Below are 22,641 nucleotides of genomic sequence, written 5' to 3'. Positions count from 1 at the left end.
ATGAATTCAAGGCTAGTAGAATGACAACGAAAGTTTTTATTGATGGTGAACATGGAACAACCGGATTACAGATACAAAAACGGCTAGCAGAGCGCTCAGATTTTAAATTACTCTCTCTTTCTCATACAGATCGGCATAACATTGATATCCGAAGAGACTATCTTAATCAAACCGATATTGCCATTTTGTGTCTTCCAGATGATACTGCACGCGAAACAGTTAACTGGCTTAAAAATAATAAAAATATTAGAATTATTGATAGTTCCACAGCCCACCGTGTTGCAGCAGACTGGGTTTACGGCTTTCCTGAAATGACGGCAGGACAAAAAAAGCGTATCCAAGCAGCACACTACGTGACCAATCCAGGATGTTATCCTACCGGCGCAATTAGTTTGATTCGTCCTCTCCGTGAAGCCGGTCTGCTAGATGCTTATTATCCAATATCAATTAACGCAATCTCTGGCTATACTGGTGGTGGAAAACAATTGATTGCACAAATGGAAAACTTATCTCAACAAAATAATATTCAGGAAAATTATTTTGTTTATGGTCTCAATCTCGCACACAAACATATCCCAGAAATTAAAATTCATGGACAGATCAACCAAACACCAATTTTTGTACCAAGTGTAGGTCGTTTTCCCCAAGGAATAATTGTAAATCTTCCACTACATCGCCATTTATTTACAAAATCAGCCAATTGTTCTAATCTACGTGAAATTCTTGAGAACCACTATGATGGGCAGAACATCATATCAGTTGCTTCACAAGAAGAAACAGATGCTCTCACAAAACTCAATCCAGAATGCTTAGCACATAAAGATGGGATGAAATTATTTGTGTTTGGCAATGAGCGTGAAGGAATTTTCAATCTTTGTGCCATATTCGATAATTTAGGGAAAGGTGCATCCGCAGCTGCTGTTCAAAATCTCGACTTAATGCTTTTAGGAGGATAAACTTCTCTGAGTGCAAACTTTTACTCAACAGCACGGATAGGCTCCTTTTGTTGCTCGCCAATGTGCAACCGAAAAACATAAGATTGCTAATGCAACACTTTGGTGAATGAGCCCCAAACTTATGGGAACTTCATGTAACAGCGTAAGAATACCCAAAAGTGCTTGAATAATAATCATAATACATATAATAAATGCACGGTGAGAATGGGTTGAATGTGGAAGTTTTTTTTGTACATACAGTGCATGCATGACTGCTACAACAAACAAAAAATAAGCAAAAAAACGGTGAACAAATTGAACCGTTAAGGGGTTTTCGAATAAATTGAGCCAAGCAGGATTATGCTGCAACAATCCATCAGGAATAACCTGCCCATCCATAAGTGGCCACGTATTATAAACTTTCCCAGCATGGAGTCCCGCAACTAAAGCACCTAAATAAATCTCTATCAAAATGAAAAAAACAAGCCAACCGGCAAAATATTGAATTCTTTGATTTGTTGGTTTTTCTGAGTATTCTGTGAATCCTCGAGATAAATAAGTAACAAAAATAATAACAAAACATGCTGTTATAAGATGAAATGCTAAACGATATTGGCTTACACTTGTCAAGTCACTTTGACCAATACCTGAAGCCACCATCCACCAACCAATAAAACCTTGAAATGCAATAAGTATCGGCACAATGGTAAGTTGGAGCAAAATATTTTTTTCAATACGCTTCGTCGCCCAAAACCAAATTAAACCAAATAAAGCCACAAGACCAACGAGACGTCCCAACACGCGATGCGCCCATTCCCACCAGAAAATCACCTTAAATGCACTTAACGTCATATCACGATTAAGCAGCTTATATTGCGCTATCTGTTGATATTTTAAAAATTCCTCTTGCCATTGCTCCACACCAATTGGTGGAATGACACCGTGAATAGGCTTCCATTCGGTTATCGATAACCCTGATCCTGTCAGACGGGTAGCCCCTCCCACTAAAACAATTGCCAAACAAAGAAATAAAATAAAATAAAGCCATACTTGAATTTGTTTTCGATATTTCTTTTGCAACGGTGTCAAAACATCATCTTTCAATCTTTTTACAGCCATCTTTAATTGCCCCACGTCTTTCTCCAACCACAACTTATTTCAAAATCTAAATATTAAGTCTTAGCTATTTTTAATATGTACAGCAAGTTTAACACAAGACAAGCATACCACTTACAACATGCTATTAGCATATCTGCGATATTTATGATGTAACCACACGGTAAACAGTTTTTGGAAACCTGCTCACCATTTGCATCATCCAATCCTGTTCACTAAGAGCCATACTACAAATGTAATGGTCTGTTAACTCTGCAAATTGCTCAAATCCATATTTGGGCTCACTCGCCATTTCCAAAATGATAAAATCATAATCTTTTTTAAATTCTTGTACTAGATTAGGGATATCATTTGAAAAATCTTGTGCACAAACAGCACTCGTTATCCCCTGAGGAAGAATATCAACCCCAGTGTCATAATCACGATAAATAACATCCTGCAACTGGGCATTCCCAGTTAAAATATCGCTCAATCCCCGATGTGGACCAATAACTTTTTCTATTTGTTGACCAGAAATATCTACCAATAGAATTGTTTTACGCTCTTTTACGAGATGAAGAGAGAGCTTTGCTGCCGTCCGTGCAGCCTCTAGCCCAATGATTGAAACAACCGTTGAAGCACGATATTTCAAAAAATCAGATAATTCCTCTATTGTAATAAAAGACTCAAGGTTTTTCGTTCTCTTAGATACTAAAACGCTCTCATTGTTTTTGGAGCTATTCTCTTCCAATTTATCTTTTTTTGTTCCAAAGCATTGATGAAACAACAACACGCCTCCCAAAAGAATGATTAAGCTTGCAAACACGCCAATAATAATGTTTTTTCCGTAAAGAGCCATAAAAGAAATTGGCGCTAATGTTGTTGGCATAACCACATGAATCTTTGTATTTTGCAAGAGAGAAGAATTTCTTTTCGTCTCTTTGTTTTGAGCATCTACCACGGCTTTTATTTTATTTTCGAGTTCATTAAATAATTGATTTAAAGATTGAGATTGATCTGTCACAAAAAGGCCAATCCTTTTTTTTAGCTGGTTTTCAAATTCCGTTGCAATGGCTTCGTCTGCATGAACTTGATGAACAATCTGCAAAATTTTATTTTCTAGTTGATGAGAAACTACCTCTAATTCCGCAGTCATTGCCTTAATTTGAGGATGTGTCCAACCTAATTGTGCAACCATATGTGCTCTTTGTGTCTCCAAAAGATCACGCTTAGATTCTAATGCAGAAATCATTGAATTACTTGCAATAAATGATAAAGACAGTAAAGATTGTCCGTTTTCACGCATCATGTTAATAGCTGAGCACAAACTCGTTAAATGAATACGCTTTAAAGTTGCTTCCGTTAATTGCACAGAAAGATCTTTAAGCTCTGTTTGTTTTACATTGCGGTAAATAAAAGAATCAACAGATGAACGAAAGTCTTGCACTATATTTCGTACCGTTGCCTTATCATAGTGCTGGTCCGCTTTCTTTTTCGTTAACAGTACTTTTTCTTTTACAATTGGTTGTGAAAATGCAGAAAACAAATCCTCTAACCCATGTTGAGCAGCTTCAAAAGTTTCAGCTTCAAAAGTAAGATCAATGAGATCACCATTACGAGACAAACGAACATTTTCACGCAAATCTTTCTTCTGATAAATATTTAAAGAAAAATTATGTAAGTTTGAATCATTTAAAAGTATAGGCTGTAAAAATAAAAAGGAGAGAACATCGTTTTGTTTATCAATTGGCAATGGTTTTCCCACAGAATCAGATAACGAAAATGTTAAGGTTGCCCGATATATCCGTGGTTGAATAAAGTAATACAACAAAATCAAAACTGTACATAGCACTACTAACAGCAAAATGGACAAAACATTTTGTAATTTCATGCGTACAAACAGTCTTTTATTATTCTTAAGACTCATCTTTATTTCAACCAGTAAAATACTTCATATCTTTTTATTAAGAGAAAGTAGTAACTATCCTCTTAACTTTAAGTCATATTATTCTGAGATAAGAAAAGCCTAAAAATGAAGAAAAAATGTACAGAAATATCTCAAAAAACTTTAATCCATCTTCTGTTTGATACGATCTAATCGTTTTTTTGCTTCGTAGCTAAGTACTGCTCTAATGGTAACGGAACCATCATCATGTCCTTCCTGCATTATTTCGCCAGAGTTTTCATAAAACCAATCAATAAGAGACATTTCATGAGGTCTTAAGATACATTCAACGTTTTGCATTTTTCCAAAAATTCGCTTTTCAATTGCTATTAATAATTGATCTAAACCATCACTCATGAGCGCTGATACCATTACTGCAGGATTTAACTGTGTTTTTGCGCTTGTTTGCAAAACATTCAATGCGTGCTCATCTAATAAATCAATCTTATTCCAAACTTCTATAATATGCTCTGTGTCATCAACATTGATACCAAGACTCAAAAGCACTTCCAAAACATCTTTGGCATGCGTATAATGATCAACATCTGCCATATCTCTCACATGAAGAATGAGAGAAGCTTCAACTACTTCTTCAAGAGTTGCTCGAAAAGCTGCAATCAAATGCGTTGGTAAGTTAGAGATAAAACCTACAGTATCAAATAAAAGAATAGTTTTTCCATGAGGAAGAACAACTTTGCGCAAAGTTGGATCAAGCGTTGCAAACAACATATCCTTTGCTAGGACATCTGCACGAGTTAAATTATTAAAAAGAGTTGATTTTCCTGTATTGGTATATCCTACTAAGGCTACAACAGGATGGGATGTTTTTTTTCTCTTAGCTCTATGAAGAGCACGTGTTTTAATAACTGTTTCCAATTCGCGGCGGATACGAATAATTTTCTCTTGCAAAATACGCCTATCCGCTTCAATTTGAGTTTCACCAGGACCGCCTAAAAAACCACGTCCACCACGTTGCCTTTCTAGATGTGTCCAACTGCGTACAAGCCTGCTTTTTTGATAAGATAAATGCGCTAACTCGACTTGCAAAACCCCTTCTTTTGTTTGCGCGCGATCTCCAAAAATTTCAAGAATCAAAGCTGTTCTATCAATAACTTTGCAATTCCATAATTTTTCTAAATTACGTTGCTGCACTGGTGTTAAAAAATAATCTATAACCGCAAGCTCAATAGAATATTCACTTATATAATGGGCAAGCGCATCTACTTTACCCTTTCCCAATAAAGTTGCAGGACGAAGCGCAGCAATATTCACCGTTTCATAATGAACAACGTCCAACCTTATAGCACGCGCCAACCCCAATGCCTCTTTAACCCGAGAAGATACTGAGCATCTATTGGAAGCACTTTCACTTCTGTTTTCTTGATAAATTGGTATCAAAACAAGCGAGCGCACCCGTTTTGCAACTTGTGAAGAAAATCCCCAAAATCTCTCATTTTCATTTATCACGGCAATCTAAGAATTTTATCAAACGGAATAAGAAGACTAGAGTAAAGAAACTTGCTTATTCAGAATTTTCACTTTCAAACATCTGTACAGGTCGTCCAGGCATAATTGTAGAAATAGCATGCTTATAAACCAACTGCGCATGACTATCACGACGTAAAAGAACACAAAAATTATCAAACGAGGTTACAATACCCGTCAGTTTAACGCCATTTACAAGAAAAATTGTAAGAGAAATTTTTTGTTTGCGCACCGTATTTAAAAATACATCTTGCAGGTGTTGTGATCGTTCTGCCATTATTCTTACACCTTCATCTCGAATTGCATGAAATATTCGTGCACGCATATCGACTGAAAAATATCCAATTGTCAACGTAGTAGCTTCAAAATTAGCAAAAGACAACTTAATATCGAGAAAAAACTATCCAATTTATAGCAGTGAGCACCACAACTTGTAAAAATTTGTCATTCAATACGAGATTCTCCTTAAGTTGACTTTTTATGAATGAAAATCAAAAATAACCTTTTCAGAAGATATAATGGCTGTTTTCTATCGTTTACAATTAATAGAAATGAGGCAATAGATAAAAGCATGATTTATTAATTTATCATTAACACAAGAAAAGATAGACGGCACAACCACAAACGCACCTACACGCCGCATTTTTTTAATACCGAGCTTAACTGTCATTAAATTGTTTTCACTCAGATATAAAAGTCGCATAATTTTCAACCTGTAAGAGAAAGTTGTAAACAGTATTTTTATTTTTATTATGCTCAAGTACTACCTTGTTTTTATTGCACTTTATACCATTTTTGAACACGATAAAGTAATCGCATTAACTTTATCTTGATAAGTTTTCAAAATTTTGCCCTGAACATATTCCTTTCTAAATAATTAACAGCTAGTATACTAGAATATCTGGAGGAGGACGTATCCCTTTTCCATCTGTAAGAGTACGAGGCGAGTATGGCACGCAGAACCAAATTACAAACATTTGAAGTTGAAGTTGAAGAAGCTCTCACAAAAGCTATGAACTTTGATTTTGATAATGCTGCAATTGAAACGATATCATTCAATAATTCTGAAAATGTCGTTAATGTAGATGATTTGATTCAAAAGATTGCAATGGCAGAAGAAGAAATTTTCACTGAAAATGGTACTTCAACTCTTGTCTCAGATATTCATGACAACGCTGTTATTGATGAATCCGTTGTTGAGCAGCTTTTTGCTCCCAAACCCACACCTGAACTTTCAGGTGGAACTGTTAATAACACATTATTGTCTACAAAACTTCTTCCTGCTAACGATGATATAACAACTCCTTTAAATTTTGAATTATTAAAAGAGCGTTCTACCTCTCGGATCTATTGGTGTACAACAGCACTCAGTGTTTTATGGGCAACAGGAGGTGCGTTTATTGCTCATAAACTAGCTCCTGCTGGTTTTAATTCCTTATCGAATATCACCACCTTTGCCTTATCTTCAACAGGTTTAGCTGTAGCAGCGGGAACGGCAATCCCTATCCTTATATCTTGGGGATTTGCTCAATTAACAAAACGCTCAAACGAATTACATAATATTGCTCTTCTTATGACAAATGCCGCACAGCGCCTCAGTGAACCGCAACATATATCTGAAAAACAAGCTATCGCTATAGGACAAACTATTCGTGAAGAAGTAGTAGCAATGAATGAGGGAATTGAACGTACCCTTGGGCGTGCTGTCGAACTTGAAGCGATTATACAAGGTGAAGTCCATAATCTGGAACAAGCTTATGCTGAAAATGAATCGCGCATTCATACATTAATCAAAGAATTAAGCAATGAACGTATAGCCATTTTGAATCATGCTGATCGCGTACAATCAACAATTAAAGGAACACAGGAACAGCTAAGTGATGAATTTGGCTTAGTTACCTCAAAAATTATAACCAATGTTGAAAAACTTGTGCAAACTCTTTCCCAGACTTTACAAAAACAGGGTGAAGATCTTGTTGCAAAACTTTCCTATGCCGGTGATGGTGTAACAAATAAGCTTGTTGAAAAATTTAATGAAACCACGACACAAATTCAGCGAAAAAACACAGAGTTTTTCTATGAATTAGGGAAAAACTTTGATAGTTTCTCAGAACGTTTCGATAATAATGAAAAACAAATAGAAAAAAACTTTAATGAAACAGCTGCTAAAACTGAAATGCACATCGCTAGAATTGCAACACGTATACAAACGGCCACAGACCAAACATTCCATAATGTTGATGAAAAATTTAAAGCACTGGATGAATCCATTATTAATCGCAATAATCAATTTCTGCAGGGTTTTGATGAAAAAATCATACAACTCGATGAAAAAGCGTACAAACTCTCTTCTAAGTTTGATAATGTCACTTCTGAAGCAATTGAAGCCTTTGAAAACCGTTTAGCAACTGTTGATCTCTCTCTTAAAGAACACAGCGATTCTATAATCGAATCCTTCATAGCTCGCAGCCAAACCCTAGAAGATAATGCTGAAAAACTGAGTAATTTCTTAGAAAATCATATCTTGCAAATTAATACAAATCTCCAAGAAAGAACCGCTGATATTACCGAAGCGTTTACAAATGGGCATGAAACTATTCTTTCCACAATCGACAAAAGCAAAGAAAGGCTCAGAGAGGAAGTTCAATATGTCGATAATGCAATTGTTGATATTATACAGGAGCGTTCGCAAGACTTCAAATTACAACTCTCCGATCAAAGAACTCTGATAGCAGACATGCTCGATAACGAAAAAAATAAAATCGCTGATACATTAAAAAATCAGATTGCTGTTCTAGCTCAAAATACTTCAAGTCTTGAAAAAGTTTTGATTGACAATGTTCAAATCGTTGATCAGCATGCTGAAAGTCATCTCGCAAATATAGTTCAATGTACAGATAAGCTACAAGAAGTCATTGTAGAAAGCTGCAATACAACAAAAGAAGCTTTAGAAGCGCAAGCTAGAAATATTGATATACGTGCTGACGCTCTGCGTGATTCTTTAGCGATTAATAGTTTTTCTCTTAACGAAGTTCTTGCAGATCAAGCGCGCACTCTCGAGCAACGGATGGAAACAATCCATAATCTCATAACCAAAAGTGATATACATGTTGATGCTGCATTAAAACAGCAAATAGGTTTAGTCGAGAATGCAATTGTTTCCAACAATAGGAGCATCACTGAAACTGTGCAAGGTCATATCAAAAACCTCGAAAACCAAGCTGAAATTTTAAAGAATACTCTCTCTCAATCTAGTGGGACATTCTTTGAAACCCTTGAAACACGCATAGAATCTTTCGACGCAAATTTAGAAGTTCGCGCACACAAAATTTTTGAACGTGCAAGCACACTAGAAGAAACATTGTCAGAAAAACTTGGACAAGTATGTGAAACCATCGAGATGCAAGCATCTGCTCTTGACGAGCGCTCTGATACATTAAAAACATCTATCATGCTCAATAATGAACAAAGTCAAATAATGCAACAAGCACTGAAAACAAGCATTGATAATATACGAATCACGTTAGAAGATTCTGTTAACACAGTTACAGGCAGCTTACGTGATAAAGTTTTAGAAGCTTCTGATATTCTTTCTTCTACGGGTGAGCAAATTCTTTCATCTGTAACCGATGTTGCTACGAAAGCGGAAAATGTTCTCTCAACATCTGGGAATCGCATTGTATCAAACGTTAAACAAACAGTTTATGATACCAGTGAAAAAGTTCTGTCTGTACTGTCTGAACAAACCGCTCATACTGTCGAAGCCTTCACAATGGCCAGTCATAATGCACAAGCTTTGTTGAATGAAACAATTCACACTTCAACAACAGTAATTGAACAAGTTCTTAGCGAACGTTGCAATGTTCTACATCACTCCATGCAGAATCTTAAAAATAATTTAGGATATCAGCTTTCTGATGTGAGTAGCCGTTTGGAAGAAGCGAACAATCAAACAGCTGCTCAAATTTCAGAACATGTTGGAAAGATCACAGAGCTTACAAACCACTTAAATCAAGCTGCGCAAAATACAACGGAGTCAATTGGTCATTTAACACAGCATATCGGTGAACAACTCTCCCTCTCAACACAAGATGCTGAACAAAGGATTTATGCTCAGAATGAATCTTTAGTAAATAGCTTGGCACAAACCAACTCTGAAACACTTCAAACAGTAAGTGCTATGAAAGAAGATCTTGTCAAGAATGTCTCATCCATTGTTGCACAATTAAACCAATCAATTTACAGATTCCATGAAAATAGTGATGTTTTATTATCAGCAGTTCAAAATATTGATGGTAAATTTAGTGAAACAGCGAGTAATTTTTTCCGCAATACTAACCAAGTAGCAGAGCATTTATCAGCCTCAAATCAAGCACTCAATAACAATGTTGAAGTTCTGCAAGGAATCTCACAAAATACATTTGAGAAAATTAGTCATATAACAAGTAGTTTTGGTGAGCATGCTAAGACACTTTCTGAGACTGTTCGCGTTCTCGAGCAATCTGAAAACTCACTCAGTATAACACTTGAAGAAAAACACAACACACTTTCTGCATTAAGCAATGCTCTTATTTCAAAGTCTAATGAAATCAATCAATTGATTGAACATTATGAAAATATTCTCAACTCAGCACTTGAACGCACTGACAAAAATGCGCGTAACTCCACGCATTCACTCCAACAATCACTTAATCAGCTTATTAATGAAGCCTCAATACGTTTTTCAGGAGCAGCAGAAGATATACGTCGCTCAGCCGATGAAGTTCGTATAGAACTTTCAAAAATTAATAAGGATATTAATGAGAATGTTCAAAATCTTCCAGCGAAAACGAAAGAAACAACCCAAACGATTCGCACTGCTCTGAATGAACAAATTACAGCATTAAAGGATTTGATAAACGTTATACAAAAAAGCAATCAAAAGAATGTGAAGGAGCCACCAATATCGGCAATTCCTACATCACCAACGCTAAAAAGGAGTGATAATATTTCCTCTGAAGTCATTAAGAAGATAGTGCCACCTAAACCTACTTTGCAGCAAAACCATAGCAAAAAAAGGCCCAATAAATGGGTATCGAATCTTCTAGAGAGAGCTTCACGTGAGGAATCGTGGTATGATGAAATGCCTAATGATGCTGTTTTTGCACAAGTACAAACAAAACCACGTCCTGCAAATGAGTCCCTTAATTCATTAGCAGCAGGTATAGTACGAGCTATTAACCATAATGCTGTTGTTGAACTATGGGATCATTATCAGCGTGGACAAAAAAATATCGCAACAGAGCGCCTTTACACTTTGAATGGGAAAACGATATTTGAAATGATTAAGAAAAAATATATGAACGATATTAATTTTAAACGTTCAGTTAATCAATATATTGCGGATTTTGAAAAACTATTACGTGATGTCTCTTACAGCTCTAGTACTTCGAACTCAGTTCGAAAATATCTGATATCAGATACGGGAAAAGTGTACACTATGCTTGCTCATGCGAGTGGTCGCATTCAATAGATAACAATAGAAGTGGAAAAGATGTTCTTTTCCACTTTTTTCTTTTTCAGTTGTATTCACCACTCATCGTTATGCAACATGCGTGCTAATTGCAAATGTAGTGTTGTATATCAAAAGTGGAATAGATGATTAGCGTTTGTTTTTTTTATGATATTTTAAGCAATAGCCCTATTTAAAACATCATGTCCAATGGAATAAGCATGACCTCTCATACTTCCCTTATTAACCATCTTCAACTACTCCACCTATAAATTATGCAAAGAATGAACTATATGTATAAAATGCTCATCATGATTTTTACTGCTAAATCTTCATTCATTGAAACACATATACTTGCCACACATACATGGCTCTTTTCATCAGTGCTTAAATTCTTTTTTGCTAGCATATTTTACAAAATTGAACCAACTCCAACCAAAAAAATTACTTTTACTTCCCTTTAACAATAAAAAAGTTTTTAAAATTATACGCAGTTTAGGTTTTACAAACAGTGGTTTATAAACCCCATACGCATATGAAGAAATAAAGCATATGTTTACGACACCTAGGTTAAATTAATAAACAACCCTTTTCTGTTTTTTCCTTTCTCGCCGGCATTGCAAAAAAAATAACTGCTTGGTAATGTAAAATTTAATAATGTTTTACTTGTTTTTAATTATCTAACTCCCGCGGATTTTGTAAGGAGAAAAAACTAATCGTGCTGATATCAACGAAATCGTTAATAAGTACAAATGAAAAGAAACATCAAATCGATTTAACGATTTAGAAAAATTTTCTCATGTTTATGCGTTTTTGTATTCAGAAAAATGAGGATCTCTCAGTGAACAAAACCTTATCTTAGATATAGCTTTCATATAAACATACACTAATTTGGATATCGTAAAAATGTCTATAAAACAAAATAGTAACTTCAGTTCACAAAAAGCTGAACTTGATAGTGCTGCTCTTTTTTATCACCAGCATCCAAAACCGGGAAAACTAGAAATACAAGCGACAACACCTCTTGATAATCAACGTGATCTAGCTCTTGCTTATTCTCCAGGTGTCGCTGCACCATGTCTTGCAATTCACAAAGATCCAAATCTTGCCGCTCAATATACTTCCCGTTCTAATTTAGTTGCCGTCATATCAAATGGGACTGCGGTTCTTGGACTAGGAAACATCGGTCCCCTCGCCTCAAAACCGGTTATGGAAGGAAAAGCTGTTTTATTTAAAAAATTCGCGAATATTGATGTTTTTGATATTGAAATTGATGCCCCCAACATTGAACAAATGATACAAACGGTATCTGCCTTAGAGCCCACATTTGGTGGTATTAATCTTGAAGATATAAAAGCTCCTGAATGTTTTGAAATCGAAGAAAAACTCCGTGCTAAAATGAATATTCCAGTTTTCCATGATGACCAACATGGAACTGCCATTATTGTTTCTGCGGCCGTATTAAATGCATTAAATCTTTCAGGAAAAAAAATTGAAAATGCCAAAATAGTTGCCTCGGGAGCAGGTGCCGCAGCTCTAGCTTGTATTAACCTTTTAGTCCGTCTTGGAGCAAAAGTTAAAAATATTTGGCTTAGCGATTTAGAAGGAGTTGTCTATGAAGGCCGCAAGACACTTATGGATCGTTGGAAAATCAATTATGCACAAAAAACTGATGCACGAACTTTATCGGAAATTATAGATAATGCGGATATTTTTCTAGGCGTTTCAGCAGGAGGTGTTTTGAAATCTGAGTATCTAAAAAAAATGGCTCCAAATCCATTAATTTTAGCACTCGCTAATCCAATACCAGAAATTATGCCAGAGGAAGCGCGCTCTGTGCGACCGGATGCAATGATATGCACAGGGCGCTCTGATTATCCTAATCAGGTCAATAATGTTCTTTGTTTTCCTTACATCTTCCGTGGTGCATTAGATGTCGGTGCTACTGCAATCAATGAAGAAATGAAAATGGCTGCGGTTCATGCGATTGCTGCTCTCGCCCGCGAAGAAACTTCAGATGTTGCAGCACGTGCATACTCAAAGAAACCACCCAGTTTTGGTCCAAACTATCTCATTCCCTCTCCCTTCGATCCGCGCTTAATACTACGCATCGCTCCTGCCGTTGCTAAAGCAGCAATGGAAACGGGTGTCGCAATTCGACCAATTGAAAGTATGGAAGCTTATCATGATACCCTTAATCGATTCGTATTTCGTTCTGGATTAACAATGAAGCCTGTTTTTGCTGCCGCAAAAACAGCAAAACGTAAACGCATCATTTATGCCAATGGTGAAGATGAACGCGTGCTTCGAGCCGCACAAATTGTACTTGAAGAACAAACGGCTATTCCTCTCCTCATTGGCCGACCACATGTTATAGAAGCAAGATTAAAACGCTTTGGTCTAAGAATTCGACCCGGTATAGATTTTGAACTTACAAATCCAGAAAATGATCCACGTTTTCGTGATTATGTTAATTTATTTCTTCGCTACACAGGAAGACGTGGTGTTTCACCCGAAGTTGCAAAAACAATTGTTAGAACATCAACAACAGCGATTGCAGCCCTCGCTGTGATGCGTGAAGAAGCCGATGCAATGATCTGTGGATTAGAAGGGCGTTTTGAACGTCATCTTGAATTGATCGAACAAGTTATAGGGCTTGATTCAAATGTTCGTCATTTTTCTGCTGTGAGTTTGCTCATTTCTCCACGTCGTACTCTTTTTTTAACAGATACTTACGTCAATGAAGATCCTTCTGCAGAAGAATTGGCAGAAATGACAGTATTAGCTGCACAAGAAATTGAAGCATTTGGCATAACACCTAAAGCGGCATTATTATCACATTCAAATTTTGGCTCAAAAAATACAGAAAGTGCGCGTAAAATGCGCCGCGCAACTGAAATTCTTGCTGAATTATATCCAAATTTAGAAGCCGATGGAGAGATGCACGGTGATGCCGCTCTTTCCGAAGTTTTTCGTGATCGCGTTTTTCCCGATTCACGTCTCAAAGGCGAAGCTAATTTACTTGTCTTTCCAACACTTGACGCAGCTAATATAACACTCAATCTCGTAAAAAATCTAACCAATGCGCTTCATGTAGGACCTATTTTGATTGGAGCCTCACGTCCTGTCCATATCCTGACACCTTCGGTAACTTCACGAGGAGTTGTTAATATGACAGCTCTTGCAGTCCTCGCCGCAAATAGAAAAAACTCCAAAATGAGATAAATGAAAATAAGCAAACTCACAATAAAACTTCAAAATTTTTCAAAGTTTTGAAATGTAGCATTTCACGCTCTGCAAACGCGCTTTCTCTATAGAAAAGGTAGCTATATTCTGGATTAAGTCTTTTTTTTGAAGGAAAAAAAGTTTAGAAAAGGAATATGTTTATTTTATGATAAGGAATCGGATATTGCCTTCTACGTTTGATAAAGTCGCTGATATTATAGCAGAAATCAGTGAAATTGATCGCTGCACAATCGCACCTGAAAGCCATACAATTAACGATTTGGGAATCGATAGCCTTGATTTTCTTGATATTGTTTTCGCTATTGATAAAGCTTTTGGAATTAAAATTCCACTGGAACAATGGACGCAAGAAATCAACGAAGGTGCAGCTGCAACGGAAGAATACTTTGTTCTAAAAAATCTTTGTGCAAAAATTGATGAACTCGTTGCCTTAAAACAGGCGGAATAATTTTTTACCATGCGTGACCAAGCTGTACTCATTACTGGGATAGGACTTATAAGCTCTCTGGGTGAAGGAATTAATCATCACTGGGATCTCTTAAACAATCCTACAGTTACACCAAATCTTGACTGTACAACTTTTTCACCTTACATTGTCCATCAATTGCCAGAAGTTGATTGGAGTTTACAAATTCCCAAAAAAAGTGATCAACGGCAAATGGGCACATGGCAGCGCCTTGGTACTTATGCCGCTGGCCTTGCTCTTGATGATGCAGGCATGAAAAATGATGAGCAATTAACATCAACAATGGATATGATCGTTGCAGCAAGTGGAGGAGAACGTGATATCGTTGTTGATACACAAATTCTCTCACAAGCACGTAAAGTACCTGATCATGCTTTCATGTTAAATTCGGTTCTTTCGACTGAACTTCGTCCAACTTTATTTTTGGCACAACTCTCAAATCTTTTGGCTGGAAATATTTCAATTGTTCATAAAGTAACAGGATCTTCTCGTACGTTTATGGGAGAAGAAGGCAGCGGACTTTCTGCACTTCAAATTGCTGTAGCTCGTATTCGCTCAGGACAGAGTACACATGCACTGGTGGGAAGCTCTTATAACGCACAAAATTATGATATGTTGTTGTCCCATGAACTTGGAGGGCTCTTAACACGCGGTGGATGGACACCCGTTTGGGACCGTAAAAATTATCCTGGCGGCGGTGTTATAACCGGTTCTGGTGGTATTTTTCTTGTCCTTGAAAGTAAGAAACACGCAAGAAAACGCAATGCACATGCTTATGCTGAAATTAGCCAAATCATCACGGATCAAACGGACAGAAAAAAAATCCCGCTTAAAGAATCAATTGTATCAATGTTGAAAACAATAGAAGCTAAATCTGCTTTAGCTATTTCAACTGCTTCAGGATTTCACGAAGTAACAGCAGCAGAAAAAAGTGCTCTTGAGGCTGCTGATATATCTTACCGCGGAATTACAACATTATTTGGTTATATGCGGGAAGCGCAATTTCCTTTAGCACTTGCGCTTGCCGCACTTACTGTTAAAAAAAGACACAGTTTTCCAGCGTTAAGTGCTCATGAAAAGCCTTTTTCTAAAGAAGTATGTCAAGCGTTTGTGACAACCATTGGTATAAAAAGAGCTGAAGGTATAGCACACCTGACTACTGTTTGAAGGAGATTTCTATTAGTGGAATATAATGATCATTTTGGGCGTCCACTTGTCGCAATAACTGGAGCAGGAATTGTAACATCACTAGGACAAGGTAAACACGAAAATTGGCAAAAGTTAACAAGTGGTGTGAGCGGCATTCATAAAATAACGCGCTTTCCCGTCGAAGGATTAAATACATGTATCGCTGGAACAGTTGATTTTCTTGAAGAAAGCACGCTCGGTGCTGCAGCCCTTTCTGAAAAACTTGCGAATCTTGCAGCAGTGGAAGCTATCGAGCAAGCGGACCTTGATAAAAAAAAATTTAATGGACCACTTTTTTTAGCAGCTCCTCCTGTTGAGCTTGAATGGAAAGCACGTTTTACTCTTGATCAAAAGGGCTCTAATAATGAACCTTCCTATGCAAATCTTCTTAAAGTCTGCCGCCATAAACTCCATGAGGCACTTTTTGAAACCACACAATTTGGAGCAATTGCAGAAAAAATTCAGAAAAGATTTGGAACAAAAGGACTTCCTGTTACACTTTCAACTGCTTGCGCATCTGGTGCAACAGCAATTCAATTAGGTGCCGAAGCCATTAGACGGAAAGAAACAGATCGTGCACTCACGATTGCTACAGATGGTTCAGTTTCAGCAGAATCTCTTATCCGTTTTTCATTATTATCTGCTCTTTCAACCCAGAATAATCCTGCAGAAAAAGCAGCAAAACCCTTTAGCCGTGATCGAGATGGTTTTGTTATGGCAGAAGGGTCAGGGGCTCTTGTTCTCGAATCTCTCAAAAGCGCGTTAGAGCGTAATGCGACAATTTTAGGAATTTTAGCTGGCTGTGGAGAAACAGCAGATGATTTTCACCGTACACGTTCAAAACCCGATGCATCTCCAGCGATTGAATCAGTTCGCAAAGCCTTAGATGATGCAACAATAACCATCAATGAAATTGACTATATTAATGCACACGGAACCTCAACACCTGAAAATGAAAAAATGGAGTATCTCGCATTATCAACAGTCTTCGGTGATATTTTAGAAAATATTCCTGTCTCTTCTAATAAATCAATGATTGGTCACACATTAACTGCTGCTGGTGCTATAGAGGCTGTTTTTTCGCTTTTAACTATTCAATCTGGAATACTTCCTCCTACAATCAATTATGATGATCCTGATCCTACTATCCCTTTAGACGTTGTTCCTAACCATAGCCGTAAAGCCTGTGTCAATGCGGTTTTGTCAAATTCATTTGGATTTGGAGGTCAAAATACAAGTCTTGTTATCACTGCATATAAAGGATAATCATTTTAATATTGATCAAACTTTGTAACAGTTAACTTAACAGCCATATATTAAGGGGGATGATAATGCGTGCACTGCAACTATTGAATGAACGCCGACTTGAAATCACCAATATCGCCACGCCACCACCACCTAACCCTGATGAAGTAACAGTGCATATAAAAGCCGTTGCTCTTAATCATATTGATGTATGGGGCTGGCGTGGTATGGCCTTTGCAAAAAGAAAAATGCCACTCGTAATTGGCGCAGAAGCTTCTGGTAAAGTTACTCAACTGGGGAGTAATGTTAAAAATTTACAACTTGGACAGATCGTCTCAATTTATGGTGCTCAAACCTGCGGAATATGCAAAGCGTGCCGTGAAGGACGTGATAATCTTTGCAATAATGTAAAAGGCGTCTACGGTTTTCATCTTGATGGATTTGCCTGTGAATTCGTCAATTTGCCGGCGCGACTATTGGTCCCAGCTCCTCCAGAATGTGATGAACTGCAAGCAGCTGTTGCTCCGATTACTTTTGGCACTGTAGAACATATGCTTTTCGATAATGCAAAACTACAAGCAGGGGAAACAGTTCTGATACAGGCAGGCGGTTCTGGTATCGGCTCTGCAGCTATTCAACTCGCAAAACACATGAAATGTACAGTTATTACAACTGTAGGTTCAGATGAAAAAATTGAAAAAGCACAATCTCTTGGAGCAGATCACGTTATTAATTACCGTAAAGATCGTTTTGAAGGCGTTGTCCGAAAATTAACCCAAAAAAAAGGTGTTGATGTTGTTTTTGAGCATGTAGGAACTGATACATGGAGTGGTTCTTTGTTGTGTATGAAACGAGGAGCACGCTTGGTAACTTGTGGTTCTACTTCTGGAGTTACAGCACCGCTAAATCTCATGCAATTATTTCAGCAACAACTTAAGATATTTGGTTCATTTGGCTGTCGTATAGAAAATATGCAAAACGCCATGTGGAAAATGGCACAAGGAGTCGTACACCCCGTCATTGATACAATTGTTGGATTTGATGAAATTGATATAGCTTTAAAACGAATGGAAAACCGTGATATTTTTGGTAAAATTATTCTTAAAATTGATTAAATTACGATGAAGCTTTATATTAAAATTGTTGTATACCATATTAAAATTATAACAAAAAAGTCATTTTACTTGTTGTGGGGATATCTACTCATTGGTTCCTTATTTATTTTAAAATATTTTCCTACCAACATTGGGTTTTCTTCGTTTTCTTGGTTAGCAAAAACACTTGGCCCCCTCACACACCGCCACCAGATCACACTCACAAACCTTAGATTTGCATATCCAGAAAAAACAGAAGAAGAGATTCAGAGCATCTCAATAGAAATGTGGCAAAATATAGGACAATTTCTAGCGGAATACATTTTTCTTGATAAAATTTTTGATTTTGATCCTCATGCGGAGAAGCCTGGCCTTATTGAGGTTAAAGGTGCTGAAATATTTAAACGATTAAAAAATGAAAAAAAACCGCATATTTTTTTCACAGCGCATACTGGAAATTTCGAACTTCTTCCTATATGCGCACAAAGTTTTGGACTGAATGTTACGGTGCTCTTTAGACCTCCCAATAATCCTTATATTGCAAAGCGAGTCCTTAAAGCTCGGCAAACTTCCATGGGGCATCTCGTCCCATCTAAGGCAGGAGCAGCTTGGACATTAGCAGCTAAGTTAGCAGAAGGTAAAAATGTTGGTATGCTCGTTGACCAAAAATTTCGCCGTGGTGTTTTAGGAACATTTTTTAACAGACCACTTAAAACAAATCCTTTAATTATAAAACTTGCGCGACAATATAATTGTGATATCTATCCAGCACGTTGTATCCGTCTTGCTGGAGGACGCCATCGTTTAGAGCTATATGAGCGTGTAAAGCTTCCACTTGACGAAAAAAACGAAATCGATATAGCCGCTTCTACACAAAAATTAAATGATATTGTAGAAAGCTGGGTACGAGAATATCCTGGGCAATGGGCATGGCTACACAGACGTTGGGATAGCTAATATATCATAGTAGCATTTATAGGAGAAATATAAGTGTTAGCGTCAAAAGATATCAATGATCTTATCGCAATTGTTGCAGCATTACGAAACCGTGATGGCGGATGTACTTGGAATATAAAACAAACGTTTGATTCTCTCGTACCCTATTTACTTGAAGAAGTTTACGAGGTTATCGATGCCATTGAACGAAAAAACCGAATGGATCTTTGCGAAGAACTTGGTGATCTTCTTTTACAGGTCGTCTATCATACTACAATTGCACAAGAAGAGGGTTACTTTACTTTCAAAGATGTTGTTTACTCAATCACTGCAAAAATGATTCGTCGCCATCCTCACGTTTTCGGAAATGAAGAACAAAAAAAACGTGGCTTTATAGCAGAAGAATGGGAGCATATAAAAAAAAGAGAACAAGCTGCACAAAAAAAGTACTGCGAAGAAGAAAAATTATTAACCAGTTCTACAACAAGCATTCTTACACAAGTAAAAAAGATTCAACCAGCAGACCAAGAAGCACTAGCTTTACAAAAGTCCGCCGCTAAAGTAGGTTTTGATTGGAATAAGAGTCATAAAATTTTTGAAAAAATAGAAGAAGAACTCAATGAGCTCAAAGAAGCAATCAAAGATGATAAAACATCACATATAGAAGAAGAGTTTGGTGATCTCTACTTTGCTTTACTTAATCTCTCACGTCACTTGAATATTGATTCACAAAAAGCATTAAAAAAAACAAATACAAAGTTTCGAAATCGTTTTACCTATATTGAAGAAAATCTATCCGCTCAATCTAAAACACTAGCTGATGCATCCTTAAATGAAATGGAAGATCTCTGGAATAAAGCTAAAAATGGAAGACAAAAAAACATGAGATTTCGCTAACCTAAAAACCAAGAAAATCCTTAATTCATTAAATTCAATTGACTGATTTTGCAAGGGCAGGACGAAGTTCTACCGATTCACCACATCCACATGTAGAAACTTGATTAGGATTTTTAAATACAAAACCGGAACGAAGTGTTGTCACTTCGTAATCTACCTGTGTTCCTAATAAAAATAATACTGCATCATGCGCTATAAAAACACGAGCACCATTCACTTCAACAACATCTGCATTCAGCCTCTCTTCCTTTACAAGGGTAATTGTATACTCCATCCCCGCACAACCACCTTTTTTGATACCAATAAGAATACCACATGCATCTTTAGCATCCATAATCGCTTTAACACGATTTACTGCAGCTTCCGTTAAATTTATTACCGAAAAACGGCTCATCATTTACTCTTTTCTTTACAAACAAAAACTTTAAAAGTGTTTCATTTACAATATTTCATTTATCTGGTACACTTAATGCGAAACGGCAAGATATATATTAAAATGTTTTGATCTTTTTCTATCGGGATGAAAACCTCATATTCGACCATTTGGATTTGTAATTCTGCAACCTGAAAATTCTATTTTTTCTCCTTACATCTTATGCGAAATGCTCATTTTATAAAAAATAAAAACAGAAAAAATTTTTCAATATCGTATATCTGTTACTATACTTATAAAAGTTTTCATATTTTTGAAAAAATCTCAATAAATAAACAGAAACACTAAAAAGGTATCATTTTTCTACAGTATCTCTTAAATATCAGAAAAAATGAATAGAATGAAATATCAAAATGCAAAGTTTTATTTACACTCGCGAAAGCTCTCTTTGAAAGAGTAAGAGCACTTTAGATTTTATTCTATTTATTTTTTCTCTTGCCTTTAAATAAACAGTCATTTAAGCGTTTTACACATTTCGGAGCGTAGCGCAGCTTGGTAGCGCACTTGACTGGGGGTCAAGGGGTCGTGGGTTCGAATCCCGCCGCTCCGACCATTGTAGCTTGACGGCAGGTTTTGTATATTTTGCCACTAGGTTTTGTACCAATTTATTTTTTTCAAAAAGTTTTTTAAGGGGTTCTCAAAGGGTCTTCAAAGGTCTTTCAAAGGGTATTTAAAGAGCCTTTAATGCATATTTTTCTCTTCTCCTAAAAAGTGCAAACTTTACACTTTGAATCTAAGAGTGCTTCACAACCAATCGAAGGTTGAACTTGCCCCTTTGGTGATCTGTTTCCAACAACTTCTATTCTTTGTTGCTTTGTTTTCCCTTGTTTGGAGCTTCGAGGGTGATTTCTGTTGTGTAACCGCTTTGCTTGTCATAGCGGTGGGTAACGGTTGCGGCTTTCCATGAACCATTGATTTCGCCACGAAACCCTTGCAATAAAAGAGGTTGGTCGGCCATGATTTCTGGACGCCCCGCAAGGGACAAAGAACCACTGCCTACAGCACGGCATAATCGGTCTGATTCTGAGGCAGCAGCAGCCAGAGCTTCTTCCTCACAGGTGTAGCAATTGCGCAAGCGACGCATGGGACCGCTAAAACCTGTCTGATGTTTGACTTGCCATTGCTGCCCTTGGGAGCGGTCAAAATAAAAAGCTTCAATGCTGCCATATTGCGTGCGCGGCTCAAGGGTAAATTCCCAGCTGGAACAGTCATGTTTATGGATGTCGAGGGCTGGTAAATTCTCTCCGCTTAAAAATAAAAACTTATTATCCTTGATTAAAAAACGCGCCTGCATCCGATCGGCAAGGCGGGTTAAAAAATCAACAGCCGATTGATCTGTACGAATCACATAAGGCAAAGTTTGTTGAGTGAACTGAGGACTAATCTTTGCTTGATAGCCATGGCGTTTGGCTAATGTCTCAACAATCTCGCCAACAGTTTTGTGGTCAAAATGTTCGCTTGTTTGTTCTTTGAGTTCTTTACGCATCGAAGCGCTTTTGCCACAAAGGCGCAATATCTCTCCCTCACTGCCACCGGAACTGATCACCGATTCGACAACAAAACGCCCCATAGAAGCACTGATGCTGTTCTCATAGCCAAAGATCACTTGCAGTGCACTGTTGCTTTGCGGAACCTCTAAATCATTGCCACTATCGTCAAACTCTGCTTCAAAGCTATCAGCTTCATTGCCGGCATGATCTGTGATGGTTGCCGTTAAAAGACGCTGGTAAAAAACCTCATGAACAGGTTTGTCTCCCACTTTGACCACAATAAAAGGGTGTGTGCGCATTAATCCCATAGCCGCTTCACCATGCTTTGGGGATTGTGAAGTGCAAATTCAGGCAAGAGAACGGTTAAGCCCCGCGGCAAAAGAGCACCATATTTAGCAATCTCTGGATTGGCTTCCAAGGTAGATTCTAAGTAGCCGCTTACAGCTCCAACTTGGATGTGCTCCCCTAACACAGCCATGGCATGTTGAAAGCAGATCAGGTCTAAGCTCATATCCTCTAGCTCTACAACAACGCGCTTTTCTGGTATCTTCATTGCATATATCCTTGCGGTTTTCCCCCATTAAAAAAAGGCAAAAGACTAATGGAATAGCGAATGCGCTGGGATTGACCAGAGCGGGCGATAAAGTCGTGATCTTGACTGATGCTGGTGATCACCACGGGGCCATGGAGAATGG

General features: G+C 37.3%; 16 protein-coding genes, 1 tRNA gene and 1 pseudogene. 10 read left to right on the top strand and 8 right to left on the bottom strand.

Going from position 1 to position 22,641, the window contains the following annotated elements:
* The first annotated feature begins 20 nt into the window (after positions 1-20).
* On the top strand, positions 21-956 hold the full coding sequence (argC, locus tag MCO_RS08820) for an N-acetyl-gamma-glutamyl-phosphate reductase (RefSeq protein ID WP_007553981.1): 936 nt from the start codon (positions 21-23) through the stop codon (positions 954-956).
* A gap of 24 nt (positions 957-980) precedes the next feature.
* Here argC and MCO_RS08815 read toward each other — a convergent pair whose 3' ends face one another.
* From MCO_RS08815 to hfq, 4 genes are all read right to left on the bottom strand, one after another.
* Positions 981-2,069, bottom strand: coding sequence for a COX15/CtaA family protein (locus tag MCO_RS08815; RefSeq protein ID WP_007553980.1), 1,089 nt, complete (start codon positions 2,067-2,069; stop codon positions 981-983).
* A gap of 127 nt (positions 2,070-2,196) precedes the next feature.
* Entirely contained in the window at positions 2,197-3,957 is a 1,761-nt protein-coding gene (locus MCO_RS08810; RefSeq protein ID WP_007553979.1) for a hypothetical protein, read from the bottom strand.
* 141 nt (positions 3,958-4,098) lie between these two features.
* On the bottom strand, positions 4,099-5,442 hold the full coding sequence (gene hflX / locus MCO_RS08805) for a GTPase HflX (RefSeq protein WP_007553978.1): 1,344 nt from the start codon (positions 5,440-5,442) through the stop codon (positions 4,099-4,101).
* Between the two features lie 55 nt (positions 5,443-5,497).
* Positions 5,498-5,737, bottom strand: coding sequence for an RNA chaperone Hfq (gene hfq, locus MCO_RS08800; RefSeq protein ID WP_040299148.1), 240 nt, complete (start codon positions 5,735-5,737; stop codon positions 5,498-5,500).
* 672 nt (positions 5,738-6,409) lie between these two features.
* Here hfq and MCO_RS08795 point away from each other — a divergent pair.
* The 8 genes from MCO_RS08795 (at position 6,410) to mazG (ending at position 20,023) form a co-directional block, all read left to right on the top strand.
* Positions 6,410-10,972 (top strand): hypothetical protein, encoded by a 4,563-nt coding sequence (locus MCO_RS08795; RefSeq protein WP_007553975.1) that lies wholly within the window; start codon positions 6,410-6,412, stop codon positions 10,970-10,972.
* Positions 10,973-11,857: 885 nt separating this feature from the next.
* Positions 11,858-14,176, top strand: coding sequence for an NADP-dependent malic enzyme (locus MCO_RS08790; protein WP_007553974.1), 2,319 nt, complete (start codon positions 11,858-11,860; stop codon positions 14,174-14,176).
* Positions 14,177-14,360: 184 nt separating this feature from the next.
* Entirely contained in the window at positions 14,361-14,645 is a 285-nt protein-coding gene (locus tag MCO_RS08785) for an acyl carrier protein (RefSeq protein ID WP_040299145.1), read from the top strand.
* Between the two features lie 9 nt (positions 14,646-14,654).
* Entirely contained in the window at positions 14,655-15,830 is a 1,176-nt protein-coding gene (locus MCO_RS08780; RefSeq protein ID WP_007553972.1) for a beta-ketoacyl-ACP synthase, read from the top strand.
* Between the two features lie 15 nt (positions 15,831-15,845).
* Positions 15,846-17,117, top strand: a complete 1,272-nt coding sequence (locus MCO_RS08775; RefSeq protein ID WP_007553971.1) for a beta-ketoacyl-ACP synthase — start codon at positions 15,846-15,848, stop codon at positions 17,115-17,117.
* Between the two features lie 65 nt (positions 17,118-17,182).
* Positions 17,183-18,211: a zinc-binding dehydrogenase gene (locus MCO_RS08770; protein ID WP_007553970.1), complete on the top strand. Its 1,029-nt coding sequence runs from the start codon at positions 17,183-17,185 to the stop codon at positions 18,209-18,211.
* Between the two features lie 6 nt (positions 18,212-18,217).
* Entirely contained in the window at positions 18,218-19,147 is a 930-nt protein-coding gene (locus MCO_RS08765) for a lipid A biosynthesis lauroyl acyltransferase (RefSeq protein WP_007553969.1), read from the top strand.
* A 33-nt stretch (positions 19,148-19,180) separates the two neighbouring features.
* Complete coding sequence (mazG, locus tag MCO_RS08760) at positions 19,181-20,023, top strand: nucleoside triphosphate pyrophosphohydrolase (protein ID WP_007553968.1); 843 nt, start codon at positions 19,181-19,183, stop codon at positions 20,021-20,023.
* A 34-nt stretch (positions 20,024-20,057) separates the two neighbouring features.
* Here the strand turns inward: mazG and MCO_RS08755 are convergent, their stop codons facing one another.
* Positions 20,058-20,417: an iron-sulfur cluster assembly accessory protein gene (locus tag MCO_RS08755; protein ID WP_007553967.1), complete on the bottom strand. Its 360-nt coding sequence runs from the start codon at positions 20,415-20,417 to the stop codon at positions 20,058-20,060.
* 515 nt (positions 20,418-20,932) lie between these two features.
* Between MCO_RS08755 and MCO_RS08750 the strand changes: the two genes are divergently transcribed.
* Positions 20,933-21,009: transfer RNA gene (locus tag MCO_RS08750), tRNA-Pro, on the top strand.
* A 246-nt stretch (positions 21,010-21,255) separates the two neighbouring features.
* On the opposite strand, the gene MCO_RS08745 is transcribed toward MCO_RS08750, so the two are convergent.
* From MCO_RS08745 to MCO_RS11390, 3 genes and pseudogenes are all read right to left on the bottom strand, one after another.
* Positions 21,256-22,245, bottom strand: coding sequence for a phage late control D family protein (locus MCO_RS08745; RefSeq protein WP_007553509.1), 990 nt, complete (start codon positions 22,243-22,245; stop codon positions 21,256-21,258).
* Entirely contained in the window at positions 22,245-22,499 is a 255-nt protein-coding gene (locus MCO_RS08740; RefSeq protein WP_007552461.1) for a tail protein X, read from the bottom strand. The genes MCO_RS08745 and MCO_RS08740 overlap by 1 nt, the downstream gene beginning before the upstream one ends.
* A pseudogene (locus tag MCO_RS11390) lies at positions 22,496-22,641 on the bottom strand (phage tail protein); the annotation flags it as partial. The gene MCO_RS08740 and the pseudogene MCO_RS11390, both read right to left, overlap by 4 nt.

It is taken from the genome of Bartonella sp. DB5-6, assembly GCF_000278115.1.
Classification (GTDB): Bacteria; Pseudomonadota; Alphaproteobacteria; order Rhizobiales; family Rhizobiaceae; genus Bartonella; species Bartonella refiksaydamii.
Note: the sequence above shows the minus strand (reverse complement) of the source record. Positions and strands in the feature narration are given on the sequence as shown.

What these genes read in the sequence shown, in the direction of transcription:
- argC (WP_007553981.1), top strand. Translation starts at nt 21, where the DNA reads ATGACAACGAAAGTTTTTATTGATGGTGAACATGGAACAACCGGATTA.
- MCO_RS08810 (WP_007553979.1), bottom strand. Translation starts at nt 3,957, where the DNA reads ATGAGTCTTAAGAATAATAAAAGACTGTTTGTACGCATGAAATTACAA.
- hfq (WP_040299148.1), bottom strand. Translation starts at nt 5,737, where the DNA reads ATGGCAGAACGATCACAACACCTGCAAGATGTATTTTTAAATACGGTG.
- MCO_RS08795 (WP_007553975.1), top strand. Translation starts at nt 6,410, where the DNA reads ATGGCACGCAGAACCAAATTACAAACATTTGAAGTTGAAGTTGAAGAA.
- MCO_RS08790 (WP_007553974.1), top strand. Translation starts at nt 11,858, where the DNA reads ATGTCTATAAAACAAAATAGTAACTTCAGTTCACAAAAAGCTGAACTT.
- MCO_RS08780 (WP_007553972.1), top strand. Translation starts at nt 14,655, where the DNA reads ATGCGTGACCAAGCTGTACTCATTACTGGGATAGGACTTATAAGCTCT.
- MCO_RS08770 (WP_007553970.1), top strand. Translation starts at nt 17,183, where the DNA reads ATGCGTGCACTGCAACTATTGAATGAACGCCGACTTGAAATCACCAAT.
- MCO_RS08765 (WP_007553969.1), top strand. Translation starts at nt 18,218, where the DNA reads ATGAAGCTTTATATTAAAATTGTTGTATACCATATTAAAATTATAACA.
- MCO_RS08755 (WP_007553967.1), bottom strand. Translation starts at nt 20,417, where the DNA reads ATGAGCCGTTTTTCGGTAATAAATTTAACGGAAGCTGCAGTAAATCGT.
- MCO_RS08745 (WP_007553509.1), bottom strand. Translation starts at nt 22,245, where the DNA reads ATGCGCACACACCCTTTTATTGTGGTCAAAGTGGGAGACAAACCTGTT.
- MCO_RS08740 (WP_007552461.1), bottom strand. Translation starts at nt 22,499, where the DNA reads ATGAAGATACCAGAAAAGCGCGTTGTTGTAGAGCTAGAGGATATGAGC.